Source organism: Pseudoalteromonas maricaloris (assembly GCF_024746855.1).
In the GTDB taxonomy this organism is placed as follows: Bacteria; Pseudomonadota; Gammaproteobacteria; order Enterobacterales; family Alteromonadaceae; genus Pseudoalteromonas; species Pseudoalteromonas maricaloris.
In genome coordinates, this window is the sequence record NZ_CP024625.1 from 3,974,822 (window position 1) to 3,989,189 (window position 14,368).

At 41.7% G+C, this 14,368-nt stretch carries 12 protein-coding genes; 4 read left to right on the plus strand and 8 right to left on the minus strand.

From position 1 onward, the window contains the following. Nucleotides 1-162: 162 nt before the first annotated feature. The 3 genes from CTT31_RS17615 (at nt 163) to CTT31_RS17625 (ending at nt 2,812) form a co-directional block, all read left to right on the plus strand. Nucleotides 163-1,143: a hypothetical protein gene (locus tag CTT31_RS17615; RefSeq protein WP_260491671.1), complete on the plus strand. Its 981-nt coding sequence runs from the start codon at nt 163-165 to the stop codon at nt 1,141-1,143. After that, nucleotides 1,140-1,631, plus strand: a complete 492-nt coding sequence (locus tag CTT31_RS17620; RefSeq protein WP_260491672.1) for a hypothetical protein — start codon at nt 1,140-1,142, stop codon at nt 1,629-1,631. The genes CTT31_RS17615 and CTT31_RS17620 overlap by 4 nt, the downstream gene beginning before the upstream one ends. Before the next feature lie 293 nt (nt 1,632-1,924). Beyond that, the gene (locus tag CTT31_RS17625; protein ID WP_260491673.1) at nt 1,925-2,812 is read left to right on the plus strand and encodes a DNA adenine methylase; all 888 of its coding nucleotides are present in this window, start codon (nt 1,925-1,927) and stop codon (nt 2,810-2,812) included. Here CTT31_RS17625 and CTT31_RS17630 read toward each other — a convergent pair. The 8 genes from CTT31_RS17630 to CTT31_RS17665 form a co-directional block, all read right to left on the minus strand. Beyond that, nucleotides 2,807-4,204, minus strand: a complete 1,398-nt coding sequence (locus CTT31_RS17630; protein ID WP_260491674.1) for a hypothetical protein — start codon at nt 4,202-4,204, stop codon at nt 2,807-2,809. The two genes, CTT31_RS17625 and CTT31_RS17630, sit on opposite strands and share 6 nt — an antisense overlap. After that, complete coding sequence (locus tag CTT31_RS17635) at nt 4,204-6,393, minus strand: helicase HerA domain-containing protein (RefSeq protein WP_260491675.1); 2,190 nt, start codon at nt 6,391-6,393, stop codon at nt 4,204-4,206. Before CTT31_RS17635 ends, CTT31_RS17630 begins: the two co-directional genes overlap by 1 nt. A 130-nt stretch (nt 6,394-6,523) precedes the next feature. Beyond that, nucleotides 6,524-8,140, minus strand: a complete 1,617-nt coding sequence (locus CTT31_RS17640; protein ID WP_260491676.1) for a Tn7-like element transposition protein TnsE — start codon at nt 8,138-8,140, stop codon at nt 6,524-6,526. Further along, entirely contained in the window at nt 8,127-8,693 is a 567-nt protein-coding gene (locus CTT31_RS17645; RefSeq protein WP_260491677.1) for a TnsD family Tn7-like transposition protein, read from the minus strand. The genes CTT31_RS17640 and CTT31_RS17645 overlap by 14 nt, the downstream gene beginning before the upstream one ends. Then, on the minus strand, nt 8,662-8,811 hold the full coding sequence (locus CTT31_RS17650; RefSeq protein ID WP_235956599.1) for a hypothetical protein: 150 nt from the start codon (nt 8,809-8,811) through the stop codon (nt 8,662-8,664). Before CTT31_RS17650 ends, CTT31_RS17645 begins: the two co-directional genes overlap by 32 nt. 157 nt (nt 8,812-8,968) lie before the next feature. Then, on the minus strand, nt 8,969-9,148 hold the full coding sequence (locus tag CTT31_RS17655; RefSeq protein ID WP_260491678.1) for a hypothetical protein: 180 nt from the start codon (nt 9,146-9,148) through the stop codon (nt 8,969-8,971). A gap of 521 nt (nt 9,149-9,669) precedes the next feature. Further along, nucleotides 9,670-11,490, minus strand: a complete 1,821-nt coding sequence (glmS, locus tag CTT31_RS17660; RefSeq protein WP_260491679.1) for a glutamine--fructose-6-phosphate transaminase (isomerizing) — start codon at nt 11,488-11,490, stop codon at nt 9,670-9,672. Nucleotides 11,491-11,500: 10 nt separating this feature from the next. Then, nucleotides 11,501-12,283, minus strand: a complete 783-nt coding sequence (locus tag CTT31_RS17665) for a DeoR/GlpR family DNA-binding transcription regulator (protein ID WP_010377680.1) — start codon at nt 12,281-12,283, stop codon at nt 11,501-11,503. A gap of 149 nt (nt 12,284-12,432) precedes the next feature. On the opposite strand from CTT31_RS17665, the gene CTT31_RS17670 reads away from it, so the two are divergent. Then, on the plus strand, nt 12,433-14,313 hold the full coding sequence (locus tag CTT31_RS17670) for a PKD domain-containing protein (RefSeq protein WP_260491680.1): 1,881 nt from the start codon (nt 12,433-12,435) through the stop codon (nt 14,311-14,313). The last annotated feature ends 55 nt before the right edge of the window (nt 14,314-14,368 follow it).

Below are 14,368 nucleotides of genomic sequence, written 5' to 3' on the forward strand. Positions count from 1 at the left end.
AGTAAAATTATAAACTTACTTTATTTACCAAACCATTTATATTAACATAAATTTCAACACTCATTATCAATTCCATATTCGACCTTCAACAATATAGCTCTTACTCCATGTAGTTTGGTCAACGCAATACAGCAAATCTTTTTTACTTTCAGGGAGAAAAAAGTGGCAGGAAAAAAACAAAATTATAAAAATAAGAAATTCTACTACCGACGAGCAAGGTGGGATAAGCAAGGAAAGAAAACCCTTGAAAGAGTATTAATTGATGCCCATAAGACACTCTACACTGTAGGGAAAAGAACTTTTTTAGCAAGCACAGGAGCCGAAATTAGAGGAGCAAGTTTTAAAGACGACAAAGGTTTGTATCTACAAATAGCTTCATATGTTCCTGGCGAAGCAACATCAATTATAGACAAAAGTAAACGAGCAAAGCAGTCAAACGTTACTGCACAGCCTGCTCCTGATGGTAAGGACTATCTTGACGGTGAAGTTTTTGTTTATGTGAAAGGCAATCACGTTATCTTGTGCCCTTCTGGTGTAAGGGAGAGCGTTGTGGAAACATACTTTTGGCACGTCCTTAGGGCCGTAGATGAAAAAGTTATCGCGCAAACATTTGAACTAGATAAAGTTGCAAAAACAAATAAACTCCGCATGATTAAAGACGAGGGAGTTAAAGAAATAGATTTAAACACTTCGCTGTATGAAGCTAGTCTGATCCACATGGATAGGAGTCGGCCAAAAGTGGGCGATTGGAAAAAAGCATTGGCAAACCAATTTTCCGCTGTTTTCAGTAAAGACAAAGATTTAAAAGAGATCACTGAAAAAGAAAACCTCAATGTTAAAGTAACAATTAAATTTGACGGTTTAGAAGCACGGAAGCACTCTAAAGATCCTGAATTTGGCAAATCAGGAAAAAAACGACTTGAGCGGACAGCAGAACAGGTGATTCAGGCATTTGATGAAGATGAAGAAAATGGCTTCATTATTGTAACCGGAGCAGGGAATAGAATCACTTCGGATGAAATTCGTGTATCTGACTCTTTTAGAGTTGAGACCCTTGGTAAATCTTTAAATAAAAATGCAACATGGACCAAATTGAAAGAGTACCATGATAGATTGGATTCTGATGGTGTGTTCAAACAATGAGTAGAGAAATTGATAAAGATAAGATCAAGCTAGCCGTATGCTTACTTCTTTGGGGTGGGCTCGGCTCCTACCTTTGTCAACCTTTAATTCATGGGAATCAAGATGCTATAAATGTAATTGTCACAGTATTCTCTATCCTGGCTGGTTTTTTGGTCGCTGTAATTACCTTAATCGGAGACCCTAAGTCTTTACCAGCTGGGGGCTGGCAGGTTGCAAGATTAGGTAGTGACCTTACTTATAACCGCCTTATTCGCCACAAGTGGCTATTTAAGGCCTATTTAATAACTCTATTTTTGATATTTATCTCCATTGTAATTAAAAACAAATATCCAGCAGTACGATTAGTCTTAGAATACACATATATGTTCTTTGCAACGATATCCTGCGTCTTATCATTTAAGCTGCCAAGTGCATTAATTGAGTTACAGCAAGAACGAATTGAACATGAAATCACTGAGAGGAGAAAACGAGAAGGAATAGATGAATAAATAGTAATAGAAAAAGTCACAACCTTTACTTGTACAACAGACAGATACCCTCCTAAAACATTTAGCCAAACCAGTCATGCCAACTTTTGCAAATCACACGAGGCTCTATTATTCATCGTAGGTTACACACCTTTCTTTTGCTAGAATAGACTTATCAAACTTTGATACATGACCTTCCATTTGAGCTTATATTTTCCTCAACCACAGCTATGAGAGTACACTGTATATAACTCTGGCCACGACTCGATTAATGATGGTACAATGTTGCGAGAAGCTAGGAGAACTAAGTAATAATGCCAGTCACCCCGTCACCACTCCGCTACCCAGGTGGTAAAACAGCCATTACCCCTATGGTTACAGAGTTGATAAATACAAATAACCTTCGCACAGCTCACTATGTGGAGCCTTATGCGGGAGGAGCTGGTTTAGCACTGTCATTACTATTTAATGGCTCTGTTCCACATATCCATTTAAATGATATCGACATTTCTATATGGTCTTTCTGGCACTCAATACTTTACCGCACTGACGAATTTATAGAGCTCATTGAAAAAACAGATATAACGTTAGATGAATGGCATAAACAAAAAGCGATTCAAGAATCAAAAAGTATCGTAGATAGTCTTACTCTTGGCTTTTCTAGTTTTTTCTTGAATAGGACAAATAGGTCTGGAATCATTCAAAAAGCAGGGGTTATTGGCGGGTTAGAGCAAAAAAGTAGCTATAAGCTAGATTGTCGTTTTAATAAATCAGACCTCATTCTCAAAATAAGAAAAATTGCCAGTTTTTCCAACCAAATCCATATTTATAACATGGATGCCATTGATTTCATCAAACATATTGAGACACACATAGAGCGAAGCTTCTATTGTATCGACCCCCCATACTTTGTAAAAGGCCAAAGCTTATACACTAACTTTTATGAGCCAAATGATCACGAACGTCTGGCTTCTGCTATTAGCGAAATAAAAGGAAAGTGGGTAATGACTTACGATTATGCTGAAACAATAAAAAACCTATATTCAAAGTATAGGCTTTTTACTTTTTCGTTGAACTATAGCGCAGCAGACAAAAAGAAAGGTACCGAGCTGCTTATTGCTAGCACCACTCTTAGGGTTCCTCAGAAATTAAGTTTGAAGAAAGTTTCAAAGAAAAGAGCTAATTGCATTGCGACTTTATAGATTTAGACCCTTTTTGGATAGTATCTCAAGAACTCTCCCTCCAGGAACTAAGCTTATCGATGCGTGTCTATGAGCTAAGGCTATAGGAACAATCGCATTTTCATATAACTCAAGTTCAAAGTGAGTAATTAAACTCATTGCTAATTTCAGTTGTTCTCTATAACGGTCGACTTCCACTTTTTCTTTAGAAAATCTAGCTTTTGAATTGCTAGTAGCCTCTTCACCTTCGATATTAGAAGGTACTTTTTTGGCGAATGGATAAACTAGGCCAAAAACAAACACCTTTCCGCTTCTTGTTTTAAATATAAAATCTTGCCCGTAGTAGGTTTCATGCCCAAAGTTGGCTGATGTTTCTGAACGAGCGGCAATATACTTGTGGCGGTATTCATCATCTATTACTCTAAATGCTCCCATAGGAATGTAGGGACATAAAGCCTTAGCATGTTCAACGGCGGGGCCTGTTTTTTGTATACCAATAATTAGAGGAGGCTGATACCCCTTTTCAACCAGATGTTTCCTGACTTTTTCATATAGCCTCAGCAGTCGCGTATGAACTTTTGCTGGCTGACCAAAAATGGCCAAAGGACCATCAACAATAAATGCCATTCTACTTAATAACGACGGATCTCGATAACCAACCATACGGATAAAGGAAGCAATAATCAGATGCTCAACTACATTCATAAACCGAGTAATAGCTGAACCATTATCACCTAGATCTGATATTTGTTCATGAATCCTCATAACATCCGTAATATACACATCCTTCTGACATGCAACGCAACATTGTACTTCTTCACTTTTTTTGAACTTAAATTCTTCTTTACTACCACAAGCAGGGCACAGTTCTAGTTCAACTTCTCCATCATCTATCGCAAGTAAAGTCCCTACAACATTGAAGTTGTCATCATTAGTAAAACTAGTTCGCATATCAGAAAGTTGCTCATAAACTGCCAACCTAAAACCATCTTTGACCGTTTCTGCTCCCTTATATCTGACATTACATCCAGGTAAAGTAAATGAAATAGGGTCTCCGCTACGGTGAAGCTCCGCAACTTTGAATGGATCAACAAAATTTGAATTAACAGGCTGAAGGTTGTCGAATTCAGATACCTCTATGATTATCATACTATTCTTAACGTAGCCTATTTGTGTACTCGGAAATAAACCCGAAATAGCTTCTTTGTACGGGCTAGCATCAGAGGCTACAACATAGTCTGGCAATTTACTGTTCCCATCCTCCCAATGCACATAATCTGCAGTAATTTTTTTCGCCTCTTCTGCTGAGGGCTGGGTCAAACATTTACAGTCGTTAAGAAAGTTTTGTACATCAGGATTTTTCACTAAATCAATATGCCCCCCTTTTCCAGCTGACTCTCTGCTATATGGCATCAAGCACCTCCTTGTTGTTTTATAATCGTATATTCCTGCGCGAGTTCCTGCGGTGTAAATCGATTAATTTGTGTAGGTACAACGAATGGAGAGGAAAGCGTTTTTATACGCGCAAAACCAACATCTTGAGCTGTCTTTAGTGATTCATGAAAGTCTGAAAAGTCATAAAACTTTCCGAGAGCTCGAAGTTCATCCTCATTGTTCAAGTGTGTTACAAACCAGTTTTCAGTGTTGGCTAGAATATTTGGATGTATCGAAGATGGTTCTTGAGTAGCATAAACAAAAGCAATTTTAGCTTTAGCTCCTTCTTTTGCTATTCGTGGCCACACTCCTGTTAAGTCATCTTTCTTACCTATTAGGTTATGGGCTTCTTCAACATAAATTACAATGTTTGAAAGAGGCTCATTCTTATGAAAACGACTCATGGAGCTCGTAAGGATATGGCGTGCAATGCGTAAAGCCATTGCTTTGCGGACCATTTCAGACCCTACCGACAAATCCAATATAACAATTTTACCTGACTTCAAATACTCGTATATTTCAGCCTCAACTTCATTACTACGACTGACACTATGGTAGTCAGCTATTGGACCTAGATAGCTTTTAACTCGTATTGGCATATCTGTTTCATTCTTGCCAACAATTAAATTACATAGAGCTTTTAAATTGTCATCAAGCCAATCATCACCCGTTTTTTTACTCCTAAGCGATGGCCAAACCCCACTAGGGATTTTTGTACCTTTTGTTCTGAACTCCCTTTCTGCAACTTCGTATTCTTTCCTTATTTTTTTATCTGCACTTCTAGCATCAGTGAAAAATTTCACAAGCTCATCTAGTGATGCACCCATTTTATAGTCTGGAAAAAAACTCTCAGCTTCCTCGCTCAACTCTGCTTGTGATGGTTTTTTACCTAGCCGTTCTTCTAATTGGGTGACAATATCCGAATAGTTTTGCTCAAGTATTTGCCTTTTAACCTCTTTCGATATAGGCAAAGAAACTTTGTAACCCTTAGAGGCTTGAAATCCCTTTGAATACATCAATGCTTTAAATGCGGCCATATGCCTTTTGAATCGAGATTTTTCACTTTCGCTTGCATCATCAGGAAGTTGGTCTAGAGAAATGGAAGAGACTAAAATTCTCATGTCGCCAGCCGTGATATTTTCATCTCTCAAAATATCCTGAATGATCTTCAGACCAACATCAGGCTGCTCGTAAAAATTATTCCTTAAATCACGTACATCTGGGTCAGTGCTGGGCATACCTCGGTATCGAATAACATCACCATGAAATACATCAGCTATTGAGCTTCCATCATCTTGTTGATTCACATTTGCATATTCGCCATTTATATCAAATATAATTTGGCCAACGGCGGTACTATCCTTTGCTGCGGACATTGCAACTGACGACACAGTCGTCTTTAAAGTGTTTGATTTACCTGTTCTAGTCATGCCCAATATGGCTGTCCTGCGGGCTAAGAAATCTGTAGGTTGTATATTTACAGGTACAAGAGTTTCTGTTTTAGCCCGATGTAACCTCGATGTTGACGTATACCTGACAGTTCCAATTTTGATTGCAGTAGGCAAAGCACCAAAACCTGATTTTTTTGCTTCCTCTAGTGCTTTCCGCTTCACTTCTTCATTTACGTGATTCACTATGGTACTTAAAGCCTCATTTCTCGGTTTAAATACTCTCATTCGACTCGTTGACATGTAATTCTCAATATCACTACCTAGACGTAACTCACCATTATCAATATAGAACGTACCTAAGATCCTGCATCTTAACCCCCCCGCTTGTAGTTCTGAGTGAGTCAACACATCTAGGCCATCCAGTTTATCGTTTGCAAATACTTCGCCTGATGTTCGCCTTTGATTGTGCTCGATTCTTGTCCGAACAAAATCTTCATCTGTCGGTAATTTAGATGGTCCTAGAACCCTCAAAAGAATCACCTCCCTGTCCAGCTCTGTTGCAACGGAGATATTGTTTGGGTTTAAAGACGTAGCTACAAGAAAGCTATTATGTGGTACTCCCGCTACCGCCTCCTTAAATGAGTCATTCGTAAGAACTAACGCCTCACTAAAATCCATAGAGTAAACGTATCCTACTAAGTTTTCCCTGGGTGGCACCCCGAGTAATTGCAACAACCTATCTTCAGTGCCCAATAAGTTAGTAATGTATTTATTCATAAGAGATGTACTTCCTTTATCCGCGCCTCATATTATGGACCGTTTTAATCAATACTTAGTGAAACAGGTTCACGCTATAGCTTTCAAAATGATAAAAAATTGTAGTTTTATATTAGTTGTAGGTGGCATTCTAACTAAAGTGTTTAATGAATCGCTCAGCCCATCTTTCTATTTTCTCCTCAGTCAGTTTTCCTTTATCTTTTGAAGGCTGATGCGACACACTTTTGTGATTGCCTTCTCCAACCAGCGCATCAAAGTATTTCTTTGGCCAGCAGAATTGATTGCTGAGCAATCTTCTTTCTATCTCAGGTATAAAGTCTCGTAGCTTGCCTTTTGGCGCTAATGCTCGCGCCGAGATGACTTTGGTAGCAATGGCAGCTTTACCATCTGAGGTATCCACCTCTAATAATAAATAGCCTTCGTTTTGATGTTCAATCATTACAATTGCCATACATCTAGGCGAACCATCTACCATCAGGTGACTCTCACTGCGCCCCACTTCTGGCAGCTTGCGAACGATGGGTTTACTTTGTTTAACACCGTGCTCTTTTTCTAATATCTCCAGCATTTTGAAGAAGCTATCGAATTTGTTGAGATATAAATCGGCGTTGTCGGTTAAGTCATCTAAACCATCTACGGCGGCTCTGGGTGTATCGCCTCGCGAATTTGGGTCGTCGGTGCTTACGTCAGGTGGTAAGGTGCTGGGTTTATCTTCGTCTTCTTTACCACCAGAGGTTTTTCTAGGCTTTGCATCGACTTTACGAGTACGTGGCACTCTGTTGTATATGCGCTGTGTTGTATCACAGAATATCAATGCAGACTCGTTATCTTGGCTACCAACGCTGTTTTCATCGATTTCTCGCTGTGTAGGCAGTTGTGGATAGGTACCGCCTTTTCCTTTACCCGAGCCTGGTTTATTTTCGATGAAATCTGGATGTGAAAAGCCAACGTCCGAAATATCAGGGAAGAACAAACCATCTAACAATTCTATGCGATTGATAAACCATGTGCTTTCATCAGATGACTTCCAGCCTCTTGCGGCTACTTTTACACCCTTGAGCTGAGGTGGATCGAATCGAAACGTCCAACGTTCAACGTTAGGTGCCCTAACTCGCTCTTGCGAAAAATACTGATAAATACTGTTAAACGAACTTTTAATGTCACTGTTTAACAGCAACCAAGCGATTTGATGTCTAAACCCTTCATTATCAAACAATACTTTTGGACATAGTGTTGTTGGTAAGGCGTTGATCACGAGATCCAAAGGGAACTCTTTATCATCGTTGTTTGGTTCTTGGTCAACGTAAAACTCTAGGTCGAGTGCACAGTTTATTAATGCAGCGTTTGCCAGATAATTGTTTGTAAAAAACAAGGCTCTGGCCAGTTCCAACTGTGGCAAGTAGATGGTTTTGCCTGCACTTTCAAACACAAAGCATTTTTGTGATTGCTCTTCGCTCAGCTTATACGTCACTAAAGCGCTGTCACCCACCGTGGCGGTTTGCCAAAATGCTCGATCGGGTAAGGTAAACTCAATCGGGAAACCTAGGGGCAAGGCAGCAACCGCTTGGTTTAGTACGACTTGTCGGCTTAAATAGGGGAGCTGGCTAAATTTAAGAGCCTTGCGAGTGGATTGCTTAAAACGAACACCAATATCCCACGTTTTGCGGTCATTGTATTTAAACAGGTTGCCTATCGCCTGTATTCTGGCGTTATCTGGTAGCGTTTTAAATCTATCAACTTGGTTCATACTTTACTGCAAATCCTAGCAATTGTGACGCGAGTGGTCGGGTCCTTTTCTCGTTTAGCCCTGCCATACGTTCAATTCGCCAAGTTCTGAGTATTTGATGTTTTGCAATACAACGAATACATGCCACAGCGATACGACGGCATTGATACTCCTCTATAGTTTCACAATATTTATTAAAAAACAATTTACATAAAGGTAACTTATGTGTTTTTTTGATCTGAGACAATGGAATGTTTGCGTGGGTTGCAAACCAAGTGATTGTATATCGCGCAGTATCTACTTGATTTTCAAATTTATTCATTAAATTAATTAGTTGCCTAACAAATTCCTTATCTCTTTTCGGCCAATCAACCCTACTTGGTTCTGCAACATTTGGTCGCATCGAGCTTTGATTAAATTGCATCAACCATTGTTTATCATGCCGATATAACCATGTGTAAAGGTGAGCAAAACCGGTTTGCCTTGCGCCTTTAACGCCAAACTTGGCCACAGCGCTTTGCCACTTTGTGCGACGAGTTTGGTCAACTACCACAGGCTCGGTGTATACGACCATCGGATGGCGCATCATAAACCGTTAACCACGGCTTGTAATCCTGATACTCGCCAGTACCACGCCCCTCTTTTATCCAGCTAAGATATTGCGTCTCAGTATGGCCAATCTTCCTAGACATAATATACCGCTATAACTGATTGAAATTTCACCATAGCTAGAGTGAAAGTGTGATGCAAATTTATTAATTCATGAAGTCACTGTGAGCGCTCAAATCCAGTGAAAACGTCAACTAACTCTGGCCAGAGTTAAAAAATTAGTGTTACTTTACAGCATCTTCATAGCCACACCTCTAAAATGGAGTTGGCCAAAAGGCACACCGCAGCAATCAGTAGAGAAAACCCGCGACATGTAGATTCAAAACACTGCCCCTTGGCAAGTAATCTACAAGCCTCATCAGCTCCTTTTTTACTCATAACGCCTTTTACCTCTATCTTGCCCTTATCTTGTAGTTTCATATTGAATGCTCCTTTTAAGTACAATTATTTGGATATAAAACAATCTAGCAGAGTCGGAAAGATGAATTTGAGGTACAGCAAAATGGCCGAGACCGTACACCAAAGGCATGTCTTGAAGGTAAGTATCTCGGAGACATAACCTACCAACTCTTAGCTTGATGACGTCATTATTCGTAATTGCGGCTGGAATGTATTTTAAACTGGATTAATAAATAGAGTGGAACCAATTCGAGTAGTGCTATCAGTGAATTGTTAGTTGAAACAAAAATGGCGGCTACTCCACATCTTAACTTTTGTATAAGTTATGGCACCGGACAGAACCGCATAATCAGTATGATACTTTATTGTTTGGGATGATACTTTATTGTTTGGGATGATACTTTATTGTTTGGGATGATACTTTATTGTTTGGGATGATACTTTATTGTTTGGGATGATACTTTATTGTTTGGGATGATACTTTATTGTATGGGGTGAAACTTTATTGTTCACCCACATCTGAGGCGCTTGCGCGCCTTCTCCTATTCTACCGTTACACTCTTGGCCAAATTGCGAGGCTGATCAACATCGGTGCCTTTGATCACGGCTACATAGTATGAAAGTAGCTGTAGTGGGATGGTGTAAACCACTGGGGCGATGATGTTTTCTACGTGGTTGACGTCCATTACTCGCATAGTGTCGTCTGAGGCAAAGTTTGAGTCTTTGTCCGCGAATACGTAGATGATACCGCCGCGTGCGCGCACTTCTTCAACGTTTGATTTGAGCTTTTCAAGCAGCTCGTTGTTTGGTGCAACGACGATGATTGGCATATCAGCGTCGATAAGCGCTAGCGGCCCGTGTTTTAGCTCGCCTGCTGCATAAGCTTCGGCGTGGATGTAGGAGATCTCTTTAAGCTTAAGCGCACCTTCCATTGCGATTGGGTATTGTGAACCACGGCCAAGGAACAATGAGTGATGTTTGTCGGCGAATTCTTCTGCCAGTAGCTCAATACCGTCAGCCATGCTTAGGGTTTCTTCAAGCTTGGTTGGCAGGGTTTTAATGGCGTTGACGATTGCACTTTGGTCACGGCCTTTTTCCTGCGCGATCGATGCAGTTAGCATCAATAAGCCAACTAATTGAGTCGTAAATGCTTTGGTTGATGCCACCCCAATTTCAGCGCCGGCTTTGGTCATAAAGGCAAGATCTGACTCACGTACAAGTGATGAGCCTGGTACGTTACAGATGGTCATCGATGCCATATAGCCTTGCTCTTTGGCAAGACGCAGTGCCGCAAGCGTGTCTGCGGTTTCACCTGATTGTGAAATGGTTACCAATAGACTATTTTCATGCACGAATGAGTCGCGGTAGCGAAACTCTGAGGCAATTTCAACGTTACAGCTTACGCCTGCAAATTGCTCCAACCAGTAGCGTGCCACCATGCCTGAGTGGTAAGACGTACCACACGCGATGATCTGTACGTGTTTTACATCTTTAAAGATTTCATTGGCTTTGTCGCCAAATGCGTCGATACTAACGCGATCGTTGTCTAGACGGCCTTCAAGTGTATTACGCACGGCCATTGGCTGCTCGTAAATTTCTTTTAGCATGTAGTGGCGATATTCACCTTTGCCCGACGCATCTTGAGTAATGTTAGACTCAACTACTTCGCGCTCTACAGGATTACCGTGAATGTCGAAGATTTCTACCGTTTCGCGAGTAATGCGTGCTACATCGCCTTCTTCTAGGAAGATAAAGCTGCGGGTTACTGGTAATAGCGCAAGCTGATCAGAGGCAATAAAGTTTTCACCAAGGCCAAGGCCAATAACCAATGGGCTGCCTGAGCGTGCCACGATGATTTCATCTTGATTAGCTTTATCAAATAATACCGTACCGTATGCACCTTCAAGCTGTTTTACCGCGGCTTGCACGGCAGCGAGTAATGTAGTGTGTTGCTGTCTGAGTTGATGGATCAAGTGCACCATCACTTCGGTGTCGGTGTCAGACAAAAACTCGTAGCCGTCTTCTTTTAACGCCGCGCGCAAACCTTCGTGGTTTTCAATAATGCCGTTGTGTACCAGCGCAATTTCGCTGTTAGAAATATGCGGGTGCGCGTTAGCTTCTGTTACGCCACCGTGTGTTGCCCAGCGCGTGTGCGCGATACCAGTAGTACCTTTTACTTCTGCATTTTCAAGCGCAGATTCTAGGTTTACCACTTTACCTACGGCTTTCACGCTGTTGAGTGCGCCGCCTTCGCAAAGTGCGACACCCGCAGAGTCATAACCACGGTATTCAAGGCGTTTTAGGCCTTCGATAAGAATTTTGTTTACTGGACGCTCAGCAACAGCGCCTACGATTCCACACATAATCTCTCCATTATTTGCACGTTGTGTGTAGTTCAGCACAGATAAGTTGTATGCCACGCGCTTCGATCGCTTGGCGGAGGTCATCGGCCAAGTTGTTGTCGGTGATCAAAGTGGTGATCTGTGCCCAAGGTATTTCTAAATTCGGAATTTTACGGCCAATCTTGTCGGATTCGACCATTACAATCACTTCGCGGGCTGACTTTGCCATCACACGGCTCAGCCCAATTAATTCGTTGAATGTGGTTGTGCCGCGCTCTACATCAATGCCATCGGCACCAATAAAAAGCTGATCAAAGTCATAGGATTGCAGTACTTGCTCCGCCACTTGCCCTTGAAAGGATTCTGAGTGCGGATCCCACGTCCCGCCGGTCATCAATAAGGTTGGCTCATTTTCTAGTGATAACAAGCGATTAGCGATATTCATTGCATTGGTCATCACGACTAAGCCGCGCTTTTGCGCAAGCTCAGGAATTAGGGTTTCGGTGGTTCGGCCACTATCAATAATAATGCGATTATGATCTTTAATCAGCTCAGCGGCCGCTTTGGCAATGGCCGTTTTACGTACCGAGTCTTGCTCGTCTTTACCTGATGCGGTGATCTCCTTAGGAAGGGCTATCGCACCGCCATAGCGGCGTAGTAACAGGCCACTTTTTTCTAGTGCTGTTAAATCCTTACGAATCGTAACTTCTGACGTTTCAAACTCAGCAGCGAGTGATTCTACGCTTACTTCACCGTATTCATTTACCCATGAAAGAATAGTATGTCTGCGCTGTTGAGTGTTTCGTTTAGTCATTAAATAAGTTTCGTTTCGAAATTTAAGGCGATTATATTCGAAACTTCAAAACCTAAACAAGTTAAATTTTGCACTGAACAAATTTTAACTGGAAATATTTTGGTCATCAGGATACATTTCCCAGTTGAGGTACTTAAAAGGATAATTAAATGAACAAAAACTTAATAACATCAATACTTTGTTGTTCACTATTACTAGCAGGATGCGGCGGTTCAGGCGGTGACACCACACCAGTCAATCAGGATAGCGGCAAAAATGGAAATAATGGCAACACAGATTCAAATAACGATAATACAGATTCAGGAACGGATACCACGACTAAGCCAATCGCAAAAATTCAGGCAAGTGCCTTTGGGGAGACAGGCAACGTTATTCAGCTTAGCACTGCGGGAAGTACGATCCCTGAAAATGCCGAAATAACATGGCAGTGGCAAACCAAACCCCAAGGCAGTAACGCTCAGTTTTCTAACCCCAACGCTAAGCAAGCGCACTTTACCGCTGATGTTGCAGGTAGCTACATAGTAGGGCTAACAATCAAGTCAGGTAGTAACGAATCGACAACACAGTTTGAGATCCGTGTAAAAGAAAAAACCACACCAAGTGTGAACACGCCTCCTGTCGCTGATTTCACACTCACAAAACAGGAAATTGCCATCAACGAGCATCTACAGTTAGATGCGAGCAGCAGCTCAGACTCAGACGGCGATAGTCTCAGTTATAAATGGCAAGTCACTGCTCCTGCTAATGTTGATGAATACACATTGGTAAGCCCTAACAATAACCTTGCCTCTTTTGCCTCTAAATTTGCGGGTGAATACACCATTACTTTAACCGTTTACGATGGAAAATCGTCGCATAGCAAATCGGAAAAAGTCATCGTTGTAGATAACCAGCCAGCTCTTAAAGCGGTTATTTCAGCGCCTTCAGAGGTTACATTAAGCTCAATGACTTTTGTTGAGCTGAAAAGTGACGGTAGTCAGTATCAAGGCGCTGTAACACCGCTTTGGAGTTTTGACAGCAAACCGAGCGGCAGCCAAGCCGCAATGGCAACACCAAATGGATTTCTCACCTCGCTTCAATTAGATAAGGCAGGGCAATATAAAATCCGCTTTAGCCTTAAAGACAGACAAGGCCGTTTAAGTGAAGCAACCCATACCTTAACGGCCAAATTAGGCGAAGCAAACAAACCGCTTGTATTCGTCGACGCGCCAGAGTCAACCAAAATCAATGAAGCCATCGAGCTTAGTGCCAAGCGAAGTAGAGATACAAGCGGCAGAACACTCTCCTTTAGTTGGACGTTTGAGCCATTTGAAGCCGGTTTGACCTACTCCGTTACAAATGAAGATACCGACACGGTGATTTTTACGCCTCACGGAGAGGGGACTTACCGTTATTTTGTGGAGGTAAGTAACGGTGAGCTAAGCCAAACTGCCAGTGGCGTGATAAAGAGCCACCCTGAAAATTATGGACCTACAGCGTCTATGAGCCCACAAATATCTACAGCTACGGAAGGGGAAACCAAAGTCTTTGTGGTATCCGCAGAAGATAAAGACGGCGATCCGCTCACTTATCGCTGGTCGCTTGAAACGAAGCCAGAGAATAGCACGGCAGTGCTCAATAATGCTGATAATCGCGCGTCAATTACCTTCGATGACGCTGGTAATTATGTACTGAAATGCATCGTGTCTGATGGCAAGGTTGAACTGGTAGTCGCGGCATTCATCAAAGTAAGTGCTGTTCAAAATAGCGCTCCAGTAATTACGGCGCTGGACTATCAAGGTGTACTGAAAACAGGTTCAGCACTGTGGATAACTCCAACTGTTATGGATAGCGACAGCAATGCAAACAATTTGACCTATTTTTGGAAGGTGGTTGCTCCGTCAGGCGAAGTGGTTGACAGTACCGCTGCACATGACTCGAACCTACAATTCACTCCTGTAGCATCAGGCGACTATCAGGTAAGTTTAAGTGTTGTTGATGAAAAGTCCGATTCCGTTGCAACTAAAACGATAACACTTTCAGTAGAATAAGATCTCTCTACTCGATAACTTTTAAGGCTTAAGCGCTCACTGGTGGGCGCTTAAG